A 16,693-nucleotide genomic window follows, 5' to 3' on the forward strand; every position below is an offset into this window, starting at 1 on the left:
TTGTATAATAGCTCTGTACGTCAGTCAAATTTATATAAATAATATTTATGTTAGTTTTTCTAACATTCATTTCAAAGCACGATTCCGGTATTACATAGCATTCTTATGACAGGAGGGTTTTCGGTTGGATACCAGACAAATGGAATATATCATACAGATCAGTGAAGAACGCAGCATTACCAAAGCTGCAGAGAAACTTTTTATCACCCAGTCCGCCTTAAACCAGCAGCTGCAGAAGTTGGAAAAGGAGCTGGGGCTCCCGCTCTTTGTGCGGACCCGCTCCGACTGGCACCTGACTCCGGCGGGCGAAATTTATGTAAATACGGCAAGACAGATCCTGAACCTGAAAAAGGATGCCTACAGCCAGATCCAGGATTTAAAAGAAAGCGGGAACCGGCGTATCAGCCTGGGACTTATTCCGGAGCGCGGCGTCAATATGTTCACTGCCATCTACCCGGAATTCCACCGGAAGTTCCCGGATATCCGGATTGAGCCGGTGGAGTGCAACGTCCGGACCATGCAGAATCTCATCACACGCAATGAGCTGGATCTTGGTCTTATCACACTGGTGGAATCCCAGAAGGACGACAATACCTATCTTTCCATGGCAGAGGAAGAAATTTTTCTTGCTGTTCCCGCCTCCCATCCGCTGGCCTGTCTGGGAAGTATACAGGCTGAGGATGCGCCCGAGATCAGTCTGTCCCGTTTTCTGGAGGATCCGTTTATCCTGATCACCCGCCGGTCCACCATGTTCCAGCTGGAGGAGGCTCTCTTTCGCGAAGCAGGGTTCCAGCCCCAGGTTCTCTTTTCCACCAGCAGCAATGTCAGCAAATACCGCATGGTCCTGGCTGAGGTAGGCTGTGCCCTGCTGCCGCGGATTTTTGCAAAGACAGCTCCGGGGGTTGTCTATTTCCGGCTGGAAGGACAGCCGCGCTGGGAAGTCACCATGTGCTGTCGGAAAGGAGCCTATCTGAGTCATGCAGAGCAGTATTTTCTGGAGTTGTGCCGGGCGTACTGGAGAAAATAACACGCTCCCGCCACTTAGCTGACATATCATTTCTGATACTTTTATTATATACAACTGCAAAGAAGCCATCTTCCAACAATCGTCGGAAGATGGCTTCTTTATTTATTATGAAATATTCAATTACCGAACCATGCACGGTTTCTTGTTATCGAAGGTCCAGCCCGGGATCAGGTACTGCATACCAACAGCGTCGTTACGAGCGCCCTTGCCGTAGCACTTATCCATGTAAAGCTGATGAGCCTTCATGATCTGGTCGCGATCAACCTCTACACCAAGACCCGGCTTCTTCGGCAGCTCGATGCATCCGCCTACGATCTGCATCGGCTCTTTGGTCAGGCGCTCACGGCCCTCCTGCCAGATCCAGTGAGTATCGATACCGTTCATCTTGCCCGGGATTGCAGCTGCACACTGTACAACCATAGCCAGGGAGATATCGAAGTGGTTATTGGAATGGCAGCCCCACATCAGACCGAAGTCGTTGCACAGCTGGCCTACACGTACAGAACCTTCCATGGTCCAGAAGTGCGGATCTGCTAACGGGATATCTACGCTCTGCAGAGCGATTGCATGGCACATCTGACGCCAGTCAGTGTTGATCATGTTGGTAGCGGTCGGCATCATAGTTGCTTTTCTGAACTCAGCCATAACCTCACGGCCGGAGAAGCCATCCTCTGCGCCACACGGATCCTCACAGTATGCCAGAACCTTCTTTAAGTCCGGAGCAACTTCCAGAGCCTCTTTTAAGCTCCAGCAGCCGTTCGGGTCAAGGTCTACACGTGCCTCCGGGAATGCTTCCTTGATTGCGGTAACAGCCTTTACCTCTTCCTTCGGAGCCAGAACGCCGCCCTTCAGTTTGAAATCTACAAAGCCGTATTTCTCATTGGTAGCCTTTGCCAGTGCCACGATTGCTTCCGGAGTCATAGCCTCCTCGTGACGCAGACGGTACCAGTCGCACTCTGCATCCGGCTCTTCCTCGTACTCAAGATCGGTTTTCTTACGGTCTCCAACATAGAAAAGATAGGACAGGAACTGAACCTTCTCACGCTGGATTCCGTCACCCATCAGGGCAGCAGCCGGAACATTTAAGAACTTGCCAAGCAGGTCAAGAAGCGGAGCCTCTACTGCGGTAACTACATGTACGCCTACACGCAGGTCGAAGGTCTGAAGACCACGCTTGTCATCTTTGATGTTTGCAGACAGCCATGCGCGGATCTTGTTTAAGGTCTGCTTGTAATCACCGATGCTGGAACCGATTACGAGATCTTTAATCTGCTCTAATGCAGCAGTGATCTTCTCACCGCCCGGAACCTCACCGATACCCTCGTTACCGGTGCTGTCGGTCAGGATCACGATGTTACGGGTGAAGTACGGAGCGTGCGCACCACTTAAGTTCAGCTCCATGCAGTCATGTCCTGCAACCGGGAAAACTTCCATCTTGGTAATTGTAGGAATTGCGTTCATTTGAATACCCTCCTTAAATAATATATAAATGATATTTTGAAGTTCTTTGTATCTCTTACTGATGCTATCATAGCACCTTCATGCAAATAAGTAAAATTAATAGTTTTTATATTTCTCTTAATAATTTTTCTTATTTATTTTCTGTTTAGAAACTGTTATAATCAAATGTGCTTTATTTATAGAAGAAACACATACAACCGCATTTGTTCATGGGAGGTTTACATGGATACCAAACAAATCGAATACATATTAAAAATCGCAGAGGAGAACAACATCACCAAGGCTGCGGAAAAACTGTTCATCACCCAGTCTGCCTTAAACCAGCAGCTTTTAAAGCTGGAAAAAGAACTTGGCACACCTCTGTTTCACCGTTCCCGCACCAACTGGCGCCTGACAGAAGCCGGGGAAATTTATATCGAGGGTGCAAAAGCTGCTCTTCAGATTAAAAATACCACATACAACAGAATCTACGATGTTGTCAGCGCCCGCAAAGGCCATCTGACTATCGGCCTGACACCGGGACGGGGACTTCGCATGTTCACGTCCATTTACCCGGAACTGCACCGCAGCTTTCCGAACCTGGATGTGCGCCCTATTGAGATGCGGGTCCGGGCCCAGCAGGATGCCATTGCCAAAGGGGATATTGATGTGGGTCTTATGACCCTCACGCAAAAGGATCAGACTAGCGATACCTACTATCCGCTAAAGCAGGAGGAGCTGGTACTGATCATCCCAAGCGGGCATCCGCTGGCAGCAAAAGCTGCACCTTCCGGCGAACCACTGACAACCCTGGACCTGACCGAGCTGCGCTATGAGCCCTTTGTGCTGATGGACAAGACCTCCACACTTCGTTCCTCCTGCGATCTGCTGTTTGAGAAAGCCGGTTTCGCCCCAAATATTCTGTTTGAAACCAACAATACCAGCGGTATTGCCGCCATGGTGCAGTCTACTCTGTGCTGCGGTATCATTCCGCGGTATTATACGCTGGGACTCACCGAAGGCGTTGCCTGCTTTTCCCTGCCGGAACGTCCTTCCTGGGAAATTGTCATTTCCTGCCAGAAAAATGGTTACTTAAACTCCGGTGCACGGGAATTCATTCGGCTCGCACGGGAATACTGGGAAAACTCAGCGCCATTATTTTAAGAACAAATATTAATTATTTTAAGAGTTGGCTAAGTACAGTTAATTTTACTTATGTATCAATTTTCGCTATAATGCCTCTTGTCATAATTTTATCACTTCGTTCACAGCCTTGCAACAGCGGCTTTGCGAATGCATCCCCCCATATTTGATGCATACGAAGTGAGCACACTACAGAAAGAGGTATGAAATATGTCACATGAAACCCAGATGCTGCTTGGCCTGTTCTTAGGCATCGCGATCATGATCTTCCTGGTTATGAAGACCAAAACCCACACCTTCATCGCGCTGCTGCTTGCTGCACTGATCACAGGTCTGATCGGCAAAATGTCCCCGTCTGATGCCATTACCGCAATCCAGGATGGCTTCGGAAACACCTTAAAAAGTACCGGTATCATCATCGGCCTCGGCGTTATGATGGGCGGTATCCTCGAAAAGACCGGCGCTGCAGAGCGTATGGCTTACTCCTTCATCAAGAAAATCGGAAGCGGCAAAGAGGAGCTTGCCCTTGGTATCACCGGATGGCTGGTATCCATCCCGGTTTTCGCAGATTCCGCAATCGTAATTTTCGCACCGTTATGTAAGGCAATGTCCCGCGTAACCGGTAAATCCGTTATCGCTCTGGCTCTGGCTCTGGCCTGCGGCCTGCAGTGTACCCACGTAATGGTTCCGCCGACTCCGGGTCCGTTAACCGCTGCCGGAATGATGGGCGTAGATGTTGGCCAGATGATCATCGCAGGTGCCCTGATGTCTGTTCCGATCCTCATTGCAGCTCTGCTGTATGCACACTGGATCGGCAAGAAGATCTACCAGATCCCGCGCGAGGACGGTACCTACGACCGCAAGGAATTCAAGAAAGAATACTTAAAATCCATGGATCAGTTAGATGAGATCATGGGCAGCAAAAAGCTTCCGGGCCTGGGCGAGTCCCTTGCTCCGATTCTGATCCCGCTGGTACTCATTCTGAGCAAAACCGTTTGCGATTTCGCAGGTGTTGACAAAGAAAGCTTCATTTACAGCATTATTACCCTGGTAGGTTCCCCGATTGTAGCCCTGGCTCTTGGTACCACCATCGCTGTTTACGGCATCGGTAAGGATATCCCGAAAGATAAGCTGATGAACATCATGGGCGACAGCATCAAGGATACCGGTATGATCATGCTGATCACCGGTGCGGGCGGCGCTCTCGGAAACATCATCAAAGTCAGCGGTATCGGCGATGTACTCGGTGCTACCGTAGTTTCCTGGCCGATCCCGGCTATCCTGATCCCGGTCCTGATCGGTGCCCTGATGCGTCTGGCTCTTGGTTCCGCAACCGTAGCGATCACCACCTCAGCATCCTTGACTGCTCCGCTCATTGCCACCCTGGGCTTAAATCCGGTTCTGCTGGCACAGGCTTCCTGTATCGGCGCTATCGCATTCAGCTACTTCAACGACAGTGGCTTCTGGGTGTTCAACGGTATGTTCGGCTTAACCGAGATCAAAGACCAGCTCCGCTGTAAGACAGCCGTATCCTTCGTCATGACAGGTGTCGGTATCGTAGAGCTGCTGATCTTAAATATGATCTGGAAATAAAATATTGCTTTATATTAAAAAAGAGAGAAACCCGTCCGATAATATCGTTCCGGTTTCTCTCTTTTTGCTTTCACTTGATTTTCAGATTTTTCTTACTTCAGTTCCAGGCCTTTCTTATAGTGCTGGTAAGTCTCCAATCCAGACAGATCTACATCGTCTGTGGTCACGGGCTGTCCCTTTTTCACATCATTCAGAAGAACAGAACCATTCAGCAGATAGAACGGAGCTGCATTTCCTGTTGCTTTTAACTCTAACAGTTCCGGAGTCAGACCGTCGATGGAATGATGATGTCCCTCTACTTTCAGAACAGTTCCCTTCGGCAGATCACGCTGTGCCACACCGGCCATCACGGAAACCTGGCGGCACTCATCATGAGTTCCGATTCCCATCAAATCACCAAGCAGGATGGAGATTGGGGTTTCCAGTCCCATATAGTGATATGGATAGTAGATACAGCAGTACTTGCCGTTCTTGCTCATCACATGACCCTTGCCCTTTAAGATATCCCACATCTTCTCATTCTCACATTTTACAACGATAAACTCTCCTCCACAGAAGCTTGCCTCATCCTTGCCTCTGAGGTTATAGAAGACATCGACAACGCCCGGCTTGTCCAGGATACCGCCGTCTTCCTTCGGAATGAAGATGTTAGCCAGTTCGCTTGCTTTAGCGATCGGGTAGCTTAAGAACGGGGAGGACGGAACCATTCCGGTTACATTGGATACCAGGTTCATTTCGCAGAGATCTGCAGAAATGACTTCACGGTATTTCTCTAACAGACGACTTCTCTCTTCCAGAGTTTTGGTTCCTTCATAATACCAGCAGTTCATCATCTCCGGCAGCTGCTCAGGGGATGCATTACCATCCAGATAGGTAAACTCGCCCGTCTCGCGGTCCCATACAAAATCATACTCACTGGATTTTCCGGCTGCCACGATTTCCAGGCCCAGAAGCTTTGCCCAGGACCACAGATCCAGAAGATTTCTCGGCTGGTCGCCATTTACCAGGGAATACACAGCGCCGTGCTCTGCCGCAATCTGGTTTAAGAGCGGTCCGCAGACACTGTCCGTCTCCTTGGAAACCATATAAACATTAATACCTCTTTTCAGGGCAGAAATCGCAGCATCAGAGCTGACTTTGGTATTACCGGTGCACTCAACCAGAGCGGTGATTCCGCATTCCATCACAAGGCGGTAATCACTCACGATCAGGACTGCATCTTCCGGAGCCGCATTAATCTCATCAATATTGGCACAGGCAATGATCTGTTTATCTCCAAAGCCGGTTTCTTTTAATACTTCTTCACACTCTTCCAGATGACGAGAGCAGATGACCCGCAGTTCCATATGGGCTACCTTCGGAATCTGTGCCAGCAGGGTATATCCATATCCCTTGGTTGCTCCGACAATACCAACCTTTGATACTTTTCCACTCTTATCCTTTAATAAATTCGTGTAATCCACAACACATCACTCCTTGTCCTCTATTTTTCTTAATGAAAGACCTGTTGCTGCACAGACTGCTTATGGGCGGAAGACAATCTTAATTGCTGCATCATCCTTATCTGCCAGATCAAATCCTGCCTTGATGTCTGCCAGTTTGAATTCATTGGTAATGAGCGGTTTGATCTTAACACTTCCCTGGATGATCGGCCGCATGGTCTCCGGAACCCATACATAACGCTGCTGCCAGGTATGATGAACCAGGCAGGTATTCACAAACTCAAGACCATCATCATGCCAGCGGCTGATATTTAACGTGATCGGAGTTGTAACCCAGCTGTAAAATACAAATTTTCCATTATGCTTGATCATAGCACTTGCCGCATTGAAAGACTCTGCTGTTCCGGCTGCTTCCACGACTACATCCGCACCTTTTCCGCCGGTCAGAGCCTTCACCTTCGCTACCGGATCTTCCTCTTTGGAGTTGATGACAACATCAGCACCAAGAGATTTTGCCAGATTTAATTTACCCTCCAGCACATCTACCACAATGACCTGATAAGCACCTTTTAATTTTGAGCACTGGGCAATGATCTGTCCGGCATATCCGCCGCCCATGACTACCACGGTATCACCCAGCTGAACTCCGGTATTTAAGCCGGAATACATGGCACAGGCAGTCGGCTCACCAAGAGCAGCAATATCCATATCCAGCCCTTCCGGTACCGGCTGCAGCTGGAATGCCTTGGATTTGAAATAATCTGCGAAGTTATTGTTCCAGCCAAATGCCATAACCTGATCGCCGACCTTATAATCGCTGACGCGGCTTCCCACAGCCACAACGGTACCTCCGCTCTCATGACCTAACAGGAACGGAAATTCCGGCGGCTGGCGGAACTCTGCGGTCTGCGGCGGCATGAATCCGCGGTAAAAGCTTTTATCAGATCCGCAGATACCCATCATATGATTTTTCACGATGATATCATCTTCGCCGCATTCGAGTTCCCGTTCAATCAGCTCAATATCATATGCTTTATTTAATCTTGCTGCTCTTGTCACGAACTTTTCCATAACTTTCTCTCCTTTTCGTCTTCTTTTTAGATTAAATTACATGCAATGCAACTAAAATGCAGGTCACAATCGCACCAGTAAGACCAGCTATTGTAGATGCTCCGCCAACGCCGCGGATACCCTGGTTTACATCCATGTTAGACATGGAAACAGTTACCCAGAAACCAGAAGAGTTTGCATGCTTAAACATCAGAGCGCCGGTACCGCATGCCAGGAATGCTGCAACCGGGGAGATACCCAAAGTAGCAAGCATCGGTTCAACCAGTGCTGCGGCAGTCATAACACCAAGGGCGTTGGAGCCAGTTACAACATGGATCAGTGCTGCAATGATGATCGGGATCAGGATTGCCGGGAAAGAAGACTGCATAACGATCTCTGCGATCTTGTCTGCAACGCCTGCGTTCTTTACAAATACTGCCAGTGCGCCGCCCATACCAGTTACAATAATCGGCATAGCTGCTGCGGTGATGCCTTCGTTTACCCAGTCATTTAAAACTTTTTTGGTCTTCCACTCTTTGCCGCATAAAAGCAGGGAAGCAATACATCCACTAAACAGTGCAGCCAGCGGACTTCCGATAAATGCCATAAAGTTAGCAACCGGTGTTTCCGGAATCATAACAGATGTCACAGTGTTTAACAGAATCAGTACTAATGGAAGTAAAATTGGAAGAAGGGATCTTCCCAGAGACGGAAGTTCCGCATTCTGGCTTTCTTCTGCTGCTTTCAGGAATTCTTCTTTCGGTGCTACCGGAGTTTTTAACGTCTTACAGTAAAATACAGCTGCGATAACACTCGGAACTGCTACAACTACACCCCAGAGAATTGCCTGACCTAACGGTACGTTTAACAGTGCTGCTGCCGAAACCGGTCCAGGTGTCGGCGGCACCAGGGATGCTGTTACCAGTGCACCAATGTAAAGCGCCGTACCAAAACTCATCATGGACTTTTTAGATTTTACAGCCAGTAAAGATACGATTGGAATCAGCAGGATTACTACGGTATCTGCAAAAATCGGAATACCAAGAATTGCAGAACTCAGTGCGATGGCCCAGATGATATTCTTCTCACCAACCAGGTCAATAGCCCACTTTGTGATGCGGACTGCGGCACCGGTCTTCTCCAATACGGTACCCATGGCGCATCCGAGGAAAATAACGATAGCTACACTTTTAATCGTACCGGAAAAGCCACCGTTGATCGTGCCCTCAATATCCTGCCACGGAGTCTTCAGCGCAATGGCCAGAACCAACGCTGCGATCAGGATACCGATTGCTGCATTCACCTTACATTTAGAGATCAAAAAGATCATCAAAACAATGGCGATTGCAAAAACAATAAGTACATACGATGTTGACATAAGCTTAACCCCCTTAAGTAGTTTGTTATGCCAATTTTAGAAGCACAAACTGTGCCAACTTTAATCTTCACTTTCAAAAACGACGGAAAATCTGCTAAAAATTTTATTTTAGCTGTGCAGTTTTTCCATTTCTTTCATTTACCGCTTTGTTGCATATATTGCATATTTATTTCAATACGCAACAATCGCAACGTTTTATCGCAACAATTGTGACGGAATATTCCCCGATATTCCGCAATCAGTTCTCCAGGCCATATTTTTTCATTCTCCTCCACAGGGTAGAACGATCAATTCCCAGTAATTTTGCCGCTTTTCCCTTATTTCCGCCACTTAAATGCAGCGCCTGACAAATCCGTTCCTCCTCACCCGGCAGACCGGAATCCTGTTTTGACTCATTTTTGAATTCTGAATCAGAAAATGGCGCTGCCCGCCCGGACAGCAATGAACCTGCTGTCCCGGAATCGTTTCCCGGCAGATCCGTTGGATACAGCGCCTCCTTCATATCCTCAAGGGTAATCACACTGCCCTCATGAAGAACATAAACGCGCTCTGCAATATTGCGCAGCTCCCGGATATTTCCCATAAACGGATACTGCCGCAGCAAAGGAAATACTCCTTCCCCGATATTTAACGCTTCTCCGTTCATTTCCTGCTTCATGGCAGCCAGCTGATTTAAAAACAACAGTTCTACATCTCCCTCCCGTTCGCGAAGCGGCGGCAGAAACAAGCGCAGGACATCCAGTCGGTATACCAGATCCCGCCGGAATTCCCCATTTTCCGCCAGCTTCTGGATACTCTTATTGGTTGCCGAAATAATCCGGACGTCAATATTTATCACCTTGTCATCGCCGATTCTTCTCACCTGCCGCTCCTGCAGGACACGCAGAAGCTTGGTTTGGATCGACATAGAAATTTCCCCCACCTCATCCAGAAACAGGGTGCCGCCGTGGGCCTGCTCAAAAAGTCCCATTTTTCCGCCCTTGCTGGTTCCGGTAAAAGCACCTTCCACATAACCAAAGAGTTCACTCTCCAGCAGGTTTTCCGGCAATGCCGCGCAGTTAATTGCCACAAAAGGACCGTTTTTCCGGCTGCTTGCATTGTGAATGCTCTGGGCAAAGAGTTCTTTTCCTGTTCCGGTCTCGCCTACGATGATAATATTGGAATCCGATGCCGCATAGCGCTTTGCCACTTCAATGGCCCGATCAATAATTTTGCTCTGATGAAGGATGTCATCAAAGGTATAGCGGGCCTTTAATCCCCGGTCACTGAGCTTGCGGCGGATCTGCCCCTCCAGTTCCTGAATCTGCGTCACATCAGTCAGATTGAATACTGCGCCTGAAATTTCATTATTGGCAATCACCGGTGAACATTTCACGGATACTGTCATCTTTGTGCCGGGTACAATAATCAGCCGTATATCGGCCTTTTCTGTTTTCATTACATGATCATACAACGCTGTCAGCCACGGAACTGCCTCCACCAGCGGTTTCTGCATCATACTGTTATTTCCGTTCATCTGCCTGGCTACCCGATTGCGCACACGGATGATTCCTCCGCGGTCTACATACAAAAGTCCCGCATCGGAAGTATAAATAATCGTCTTATACATCTGTGCTATGATCCGTTCCTGCCGGATCCGTTCCACTGTGCGGATGGCCTCATCCATAGCCTGGGAGAGTGCTGCCATACCAGTCCGGATCACCACCGAATTCAAGCCCATCCCTTTTGCAAGCACATTAGCCGAATAACCGCCCACAATGGCGTCACATCCATCTTCCACCGCTTTTTTCAATATCTGCGGCAGTTCCTGATTCAGGACAGGGGCGTAAACCTCTGACTCCACTCCCAGCACCCTGCAGATATTTGCCGCCTCATACAAATTTTCTTCAAACCCGCACACCGCAATCTTTTTCGGATGAAACTTCTCTTTACATTCATAAATTGCCCGGACAATATCATAACCGGAAATATGGACACGGATGGTCGGTATCGTTTCCGAATACTTTGCCAACGTTTTCTGGGCACTGTAGCCACGGGCAATGATCGCATCATACTCATCTACCTGAATATCCGGCATCTCCTCCGCCCGAAGTGCCTGAACATCCGCTTTAACCTTCTCTCGCTCCGGATGATTCGCCAGTATTTTCTTCACCAGTTCCATCAGTTCCGGATATGGAACAATAAATAGTAAACGTATCATATAAAAACCTGCCTTTCGCAATGTTGCATATTGCATCAATATGTTTTCATGTTACAACATTGCAACATATACTGTCAACGGATTTTCTATCATGCGGCACATCCCTTATTGTCATTCTGCCGCAGTTTCGCTCCCATTCACGCCCTGCACAAGTATTCTCTGCCTTTCAACCTTGCATCTGGCATAGATTTTGCTATATTGTTATAGTACAGACAGATAATCTTGGTTACAAGCAGGAGGATTTTCATATGGCTATTTTAGGATGTATCGCAGATGACTTTACCGGAGCCAGTGATGCGGCTTCGTTTCTTGTAAAAGGCGGCATGAGTGTTCAGCTCTATAACGGCATTCCGGAAAGTGCCGCCGATCTAAAACCGGTCCAGGCCATTGTGATCGCATTAAAATCACGGACCCAGGAAACTGCACAGGCTGTGGCTGACAGCCAAAAGGCCGCACAGTTTCTTTCAGCGCAGGGCATTACACACCTTTATTTCAAATACTGTTCCACCTTCGACTCTACCCCAAAAGGTAACATTGGCCCGGTATGCGATGCGCTGATGGAACAGATGCACTCACCGTATTCCCTTCTCTGTCCTTCGCTTCCGGTAAACGGTCGGAAAGTTGCGGACGGAAAGCTGTTTGTCAACGGAGTTCCGCTGGATGAAAGCCCCATGAAGGACCATCCTCTCACCCCGATGTGGGACTGCCGCATTGCCGAACTGATGCGTCCCCAGAGCAAATATCCCTGCCAGGTGCTCTGCCGTCGGGATTTCAGCAAATTTTCTGACATTCAGCCCCAGGAGACAGAAAGACCATATTATCTCATCCCGGATTATGAGACAGACGAAGACGGCGAAGCAATCGTCCGTCACTTTGGTCATCTCTCCTTTCTTTCCGGCGGAAGTGGTCTTTTAAAACCACTGGCAGAATATCTGCTTTCCAGCTCGGATCATAAGGATACGGCATCCATCCCGGATACCTCAGTTCCAGGAAAAGCGCTCCTGATCGCAGGAAGCTGTTCCAAAATGACTCTGGCTCAGATCGCCTGGTACCAGGCGCAAAATCTGCCATCTTACCGGCTGGATCCGCCATCTCTGTTAAACGGCAGCCAGACCCTCGATGATGTCTGGGACTATGTGGAAAAACATACCAGTGAGCACCAGGCTGTTCTGGTATACAGTTCCGATACGCCTGAGATGGTACGCAAATACCAGGAACTTGGAACCGAACGGATTGCGGCTTTACTGGAACAGACTTCCTCTGATCTGGCCAGACGCGCTGTGGATCATGGCTATACCCGCATTATCTCCGCAGGCGGTGAAACCTCAGGTGCTGTCACAAAGGGGCTTCATTTTTCCTCTTACCAGATCGGCGAAAGCATTGCACCGGGCGTTCCGGTCATGGTGCCAGCCACCCGTCCGGATATCCGCCTTGTCTTAAAGAGCGGCAACTTTGGCCAGGAAGACTTCTTCGGACGTGCTCTTTCCATGACCCGCAAGAAGGCATAAAATTGCATCTAAAATAATCACAAGGAGGCTTCAGACTTATGGAAATGACTACAGAACTGAAACAAAAATTAGAAGATGCCGTGTGGGCCGCACACAGCCTTTTCGAGCGCGGAAAAACCTCCGGTTCCTCCGCCAATATGAGTTTTGCACATGATGGAAAAATCTATGTCAGTGCCAGTGGAACCTGCTTCGGAACACTGACCGCCGAAGATTTTTCTGTTCTTCTTCCCGACGGAACCCATATAGACGGAAGAAAACCAAGCAAGGAATGGCCACTTCATCTGGCGCTATATGAAAAATCTCCAAACGTGCAGGCCGTCATCCATACCCACAGTCCCTACTCCATCCTCTGGAGCTTTGTCCCGGATTTAAACGAGATCGACTGTATTCCGGATCACACCCCGTACCTGAAAATGAAGCTTGGAACCGTTGGCATGATTCCCTACGAAAAGCCCGGTACCCCGGAACTTTTCGCCGCTTTCCGGGAACGTGCTGCAGCCAGCGACGGCTATCTTCTGAAAGCACATGGGCCGGTCGTTCCGGGAAAATCTGTCATGGATGCTTTCTACTGCCTGGAAGAGCTGGAAGAAAGCGCACACATTGCCTGGGAACTGTACCGGGCAGGATTGCGGTAAAAATGCCAGGCATATCTTCAAAAAAGGGAGACTTCACACAATGTGTGTCGTCTCCCTCTTTCTTTTAATTTGAGAAATGCTGATTTCAGCCGCTCCACTTTACACCATTACTTTAAAGAAATGGCAGCTGACCGTCCTTGATCACCATTTTCAGTTCCAGGTCTTCATCCAGCAGTACGATATCTGCTTTTTTTCCCTCCGTAATGGAACCATAGGTATCATACACACCCAGGCACCGGGCCGGGTTGGCTGTTGCGCAGGCCACTGCCGTTTCCAGCGGGATCTGCATGACCTTCACTACCGTGCGCATGCAGTCCATCAGATTGGTCACGGAACCGGCCAGTGCACCACCATCCACCAGGGTTGCCCGGTTTCCGTTCACGCTGACATCCAGACCGCCCAGCGTGTAAGTACCGTCCGGCATTCCGGTGGCCCGCATACTGTCACTGATGAGGATCATCCGGTCCGCTCCCATCATGGTAAAGGTGGCCCGCACCACTGCCGGATGAATGTGTACGTTGTCACAGATAATCTCAGCCACCACATGTTTGCTGTCTGCCACTGCACCAATAACACCCGGAGCCCGATGGGTAAAGGCAGGCATGGCATTATACAGATGTACCGCATGGTTCGCCCCGGCAGTGAATGCTGCCATGGCCGTATCATAATCTGCATTGGTATGCGCCAGGGAAATATCCACAGAATCTTTCATTTCCTGAATAAAAGCAACTGCCTCACTGCTCTCCTCCGGCGCAATGCCGATGAATTTCACCAGACCCTCTGATGCTTTCAGGAAACGTTTTGCGATCTCCACATTACAGGGAACAATGTTTTTCTCATCCTGCGCACCCTTCTTGACCGGACTGATGAACGGGCCTTCCATATTCAGGCCGATAAGATCTGCCTCCGGAAATATCACTTTTCCTTCCGGCATCCCGTCTGCTTCCTGTTCTGCCTTCTGCATACTTTGGCCTGCCGCCGCATTCGCCGCCCTGTGCTCGTCCTGCGCCCGCTTATAAGCCGCCGCATTCTGCAATATCTGCTCCAGCTCCTCCACCGGCAGCGTCATGGTAGCCGGAGCAATGGCTGTAACTCCGACAGATGCCTCATACTGTGCAATCTTTTTCAGCGCCTCCGGTGTTCCATCGCAAACATCTGCCCCCACGCAACCGTGGAAATGCAGATCAATAAGACCCGGAATGGCGTAAGCACCTTCCCCGTCCACCACGACCTCTTCCGCTTCTTCAGCTTCCGAAAATCCGTTTACTGAAGACTCCGTTTCCAGAGCTTCTGCGGCAGTCTGTCTCTTCTCCCCATCGGCACGCACCTCTGTGATCCGGTCTCCCAGAACCACGATTTCGCCAGGTACAAATTTCTGTTCTTCTGTGTAAACCTTTACATTTTTAATGATCATGCGTATGCACCCCCTATGGGCGTAGTATAGTTGACTCTGCGCAGAATTACAATAGTTTTTGCTGAACTGTTTTTTCTATTGTATTTCCGCCAAAAACCGATATACTTAAAGGTGGAAGGGGTATTTTATAATAATAAGGGGGTATTACTTACTATGAATATCTGCAAAGCAAAAAACTATCAGGACATGAGCCGCAAAGCGGCTAACATCATCTCCGCACAGGTTATCATGAAACCGCACTGTGTATTAGGCCTGGCCACCGGCTCTTCCCCGATTGGCACCTACAAACAGCTTATCGAGTGGTACAACAAGGGCGATCTGGATTTTGCCCGGGTTATGAGCATCAACCTGGATGAATACAAGGGATTAAGCCCGGAAAACCCGCAAAGCTACCGCTATTTTATGAACACCAACCTGTTCGACCATGTCAACATTGATAAAACCCGCACCTTCGTGCCTAACGGTCTGGAACCGGACCCGGAAAAAGCCTGCGCGGCATATGAGGAAATCATCCGCCAGTCCGGCGGCATAGACTTACAGCTTCTCGGACTTGGCCGCAACGGCCACATCGGCTTCAACGAACCGGCAGACTCCTTCGCCCGCGAAACCCACTGCGTCAACCTGACCGAAAGCACCATTGATGCCAACAAGCGCTTCTTTGAGTCTGAAAACGATGTTCCGAGACAGGCCTACACCATGGGCATCGGAAGCATCATGAAGGCCAGGAAGATTCTGGTGGTAGTCAGCGGCGAAGACAAAGCCGATGCATTAAAAGCCACCATCTGCGGACCTATCACTCCGCAGGTTCCGGCATCCATTCTGCAGCTGCATAATGATGTCACGATCGTGGCCGATGAAGCTGCGATGAGTAAATTATAGCAATATCCCTAACGTAACAGGACCGCGGAAATTACCAAAGGCAACTTCCACGGTCCATTGTTTTACGCTCAAATTATTTACTCATTTTTCCAGGATTTCCCGCACCATCAGGTCAGCTGCTTCCTTCCAGCCATCCATGAAATGCGGAATAAATCCGTGGGATGCTTCCGGGAAGCGTTTTAAGATAACTTCCGCACCTGCGTCTGCCAGGCAGATCGCGTAATCTTCGTCTTCATAACGGAAATTGCAGAGACCTGCGGACAGAATCAGGGTTTTTGGCTGCTTTGCCAGAATCTCTCTCGGCGCATAAAGCGGAGAATTATGAATATCCTCAAAATTTTCTTTCTTATCATCGAAGTAGAGATCTGCAAATGCCTTGCACCGCTCCATTCCAATCTGGCGGTCGTAAGCATCGATCTTGTACTGATCCGGGATACGGTATTCCAGCGGAGGATAACACAAAATCTGAAGTTTTGGCACAAAGCCGCCGCGCTCTGCACAGCAGATTCCCATTGCTGCTGTCAGGGCGCCGCCGGCGCTGTAACCGCCAACGCTGATATCTTTCGCCGACGCGCCCCACGTGTTTGCATGCTCTGCCACATAATCCAGCGCATCCATGCACTGATGGAGTGCCACCGGATATGGTGCTGCATCAGAAAGGGTATAGTCCAGATCTACCGTAATTCCATGAATCTGATCTGCCATGTACGCACTGAAATAAGTATCGTTTTCCCGGTGCGGACCAATAAATCCGCCTCCATGGATATTGATAAACAGCGGGCAGTTTTCTCCCCGGTTCTTTGCCCTCAGAATATCCATGCGATAGGAAAAGCCATCCACGGTGCGGCTAATGCTTTCTATCTCTTCACAAAGATTGGGATATGCCATAATTTCTTCCGGGTACAGCGGTTTGCCGGTTTGTGCCGGTCTCCGGTTTGTATTTCTTATGATTTCGAGAATTTCCTGTTTTCTCTCCTCTGTCAT

The 16,693-nt window shown here is 49.1% G+C and carries 13 protein-coding genes; 6 read left to right on the plus strand and 7 right to left on the minus strand.

Annotated features, from left to right (window positions below; all coding sequences use genetic code 11):
- The first annotated feature begins 124 nt into the window (after positions 1-124).
- Complete coding sequence (locus ACMP1L_RS00500; protein ID WP_418451617.1) at positions 125-1,027, plus strand: LysR family transcriptional regulator; 903 nt, start codon at positions 125-127, stop codon at positions 1,025-1,027.
- Between the two features lie 120 nt (positions 1,028-1,147).
- Here the strand turns inward: ACMP1L_RS00500 and ACMP1L_RS00505 are convergent, their stop codons facing one another.
- On the minus strand, positions 1,148-2,488 hold the full coding sequence (locus tag ACMP1L_RS00505) for an enolase C-terminal domain-like protein (RefSeq protein ID WP_418451618.1): 1,341 nt from the start codon (positions 2,486-2,488) through the stop codon (positions 1,148-1,150).
- A 222-nt stretch (positions 2,489-2,710) separates the two neighbouring features.
- On the opposite strand from ACMP1L_RS00505, the gene ACMP1L_RS00510 reads away from it, so the two are divergent.
- Entirely contained in the window at positions 2,711-3,631 is a 921-nt protein-coding gene (locus tag ACMP1L_RS00510; protein WP_118531619.1) for a LysR family transcriptional regulator, read from the plus strand.
- A gap of 189 nt (positions 3,632-3,820) precedes the next feature.
- Complete coding sequence (locus ACMP1L_RS00515) at positions 3,821-5,203, plus strand: GntP family permease (protein WP_418451619.1); 1,383 nt, start codon at positions 3,821-3,823, stop codon at positions 5,201-5,203.
- Positions 5,204-5,295: 92 nt separating this feature from the next.
- Here ACMP1L_RS00515 and ACMP1L_RS00520 read toward each other — a convergent pair whose 3' ends face one another.
- The 4 genes from ACMP1L_RS00520 to ACMP1L_RS00535 all read right to left on the minus strand — a co-directional run bounded on the left by ACMP1L_RS00520 (position 5,296) and on the right by ACMP1L_RS00535 (position 11,273).
- Positions 5,296-6,666 carry an SAF domain-containing protein gene (locus ACMP1L_RS00520; RefSeq protein WP_418451621.1) on the minus strand — a complete coding sequence of 457 codons (1,371 nt, stop codon included), beginning with the start codon at positions 6,664-6,666 and terminating at the stop codon, positions 5,296-5,298.
- A gap of 60 nt (positions 6,667-6,726) precedes the next feature.
- On the minus strand, positions 6,727-7,716 hold the full coding sequence (locus ACMP1L_RS00525) for a zinc-dependent alcohol dehydrogenase (protein WP_418451623.1): 990 nt from the start codon (positions 7,714-7,716) through the stop codon (positions 6,727-6,729).
- Between the two features lie 31 nt (positions 7,717-7,747).
- Positions 7,748-9,073, minus strand: coding sequence for a GntP family permease (locus ACMP1L_RS00530; RefSeq protein ID WP_418451625.1), 1,326 nt, complete (start codon positions 9,071-9,073; stop codon positions 7,748-7,750).
- A gap of 238 nt (positions 9,074-9,311) precedes the next feature.
- Positions 9,312-11,273 carry a sigma 54-interacting transcriptional regulator gene (locus ACMP1L_RS00535; RefSeq protein WP_418451627.1) on the minus strand — a complete coding sequence of 654 codons (1,962 nt, stop codon included), beginning with the start codon at positions 11,271-11,273 and terminating at the stop codon, positions 9,312-9,314.
- Between the two features lie 248 nt (positions 11,274-11,521).
- Here ACMP1L_RS00535 and otnK point away from each other — a divergent pair, with 248 nt between their 5' ends.
- Together otnK and ACMP1L_RS00545 are read left to right on the plus strand one after the other, a co-directional pair.
- Positions 11,522-12,781: a 3-oxo-tetronate kinase gene (gene otnK, locus ACMP1L_RS00540; RefSeq protein WP_418451629.1), complete on the plus strand. Its 1,260-nt coding sequence runs from the start codon at positions 11,522-11,524 to the stop codon at positions 12,779-12,781.
- 38 nt (positions 12,782-12,819) lie between these two features.
- Positions 12,820-13,416 carry a class II aldolase/adducin family protein gene (locus tag ACMP1L_RS00545; RefSeq protein WP_418451631.1) on the plus strand — a complete coding sequence of 199 codons (597 nt, stop codon included), beginning with the start codon at positions 12,820-12,822 and terminating at the stop codon, positions 13,414-13,416.
- A gap of 112 nt (positions 13,417-13,528) precedes the next feature.
- On the opposite strand, the gene nagA is transcribed toward ACMP1L_RS00545, so the two are convergent.
- On the minus strand, positions 13,529-14,830 hold the full coding sequence (nagA, locus tag ACMP1L_RS00550) for an N-acetylglucosamine-6-phosphate deacetylase (RefSeq protein WP_418451633.1): 1,302 nt from the start codon (positions 14,828-14,830) through the stop codon (positions 13,529-13,531).
- Between the two features lie 153 nt (positions 14,831-14,983).
- Between nagA and nagB the strand changes: the two genes are divergently transcribed.
- Positions 14,984-15,709, plus strand: coding sequence for a glucosamine-6-phosphate deaminase (nagB, locus tag ACMP1L_RS00555; RefSeq protein WP_118531616.1), 726 nt, complete (start codon positions 14,984-14,986; stop codon positions 15,707-15,709).
- 81 nt (positions 15,710-15,790) lie between these two features.
- Here the strand turns inward: nagB and ACMP1L_RS00560 are convergent, their stop codons facing one another.
- Entirely contained in the window at positions 15,791-16,693 is a 903-nt protein-coding gene (locus ACMP1L_RS00560; protein WP_418451635.1) for an alpha/beta hydrolase, read from the minus strand.

The sequence above is a fragment of the Ventrimonas sp. genome (assembly GCF_048380235.1).
Taxonomy (GTDB): domain Bacteria; phylum Bacillota; class Clostridia; order Lachnospirales; family Lachnospiraceae; genus Brotaphodocola.

Bases quoted from the DNA above. Each gene is read 5' to 3' on its own strand.
- ACMP1L_RS00525 (WP_418451623.1), bottom strand. From the start codon at position 7,716: ATGGAAAAGTTCGTGACAAGAGCAGCAAGATTAAATAAAGCATATGAT.
- nagB (WP_118531616.1), top strand. From the start codon at position 14,984: ATGAATATCTGCAAAGCAAAAAACTATCAGGACATGAGCCGCAAAGCG.
- ACMP1L_RS00545 (WP_418451631.1), top strand. From the start codon at position 12,820: ATGGAAATGACTACAGAACTGAAACAAAAATTAGAAGATGCCGTGTGG.
- otnK (WP_418451629.1), top strand. From the start codon at position 11,522: ATGGCTATTTTAGGATGTATCGCAGATGACTTTACCGGAGCCAGTGAT.
- ACMP1L_RS00530 (WP_418451625.1), bottom strand. From the start codon at position 9,073: ATGTCAACATCGTATGTACTTATTGTTTTTGCAATCGCCATTGTTTTG.
- ACMP1L_RS00515 (WP_418451619.1), top strand. From the start codon at position 3,821: ATGTCACATGAAACCCAGATGCTGCTTGGCCTGTTCTTAGGCATCGCG.
- nagA (WP_418451633.1), bottom strand. From the start codon at position 14,830: ATGATCATTAAAAATGTAAAGGTTTACACAGAAGAACAGAAATTTGTA.
- ACMP1L_RS00535 (WP_418451627.1), bottom strand. From the start codon at position 11,273: ATGATACGTTTACTATTTATTGTTCCATATCCGGAACTGATGGAACTG.
- ACMP1L_RS00510 (WP_118531619.1), top strand. From the start codon at position 2,711: ATGGATACCAAACAAATCGAATACATATTAAAAATCGCAGAGGAGAAC.
- ACMP1L_RS00560 (WP_418451635.1), bottom strand. From the start codon at position 16,693: ATGACAGAGGAGAGAAAACAGGAAATTCTCGAAATCATAAGAAATACA.
- ACMP1L_RS00505 (WP_418451618.1), bottom strand. From the start codon at position 2,488: ATGAACGCAATTCCTACAATTACCAAGATGGAAGTTTTCCCGGTTGCA.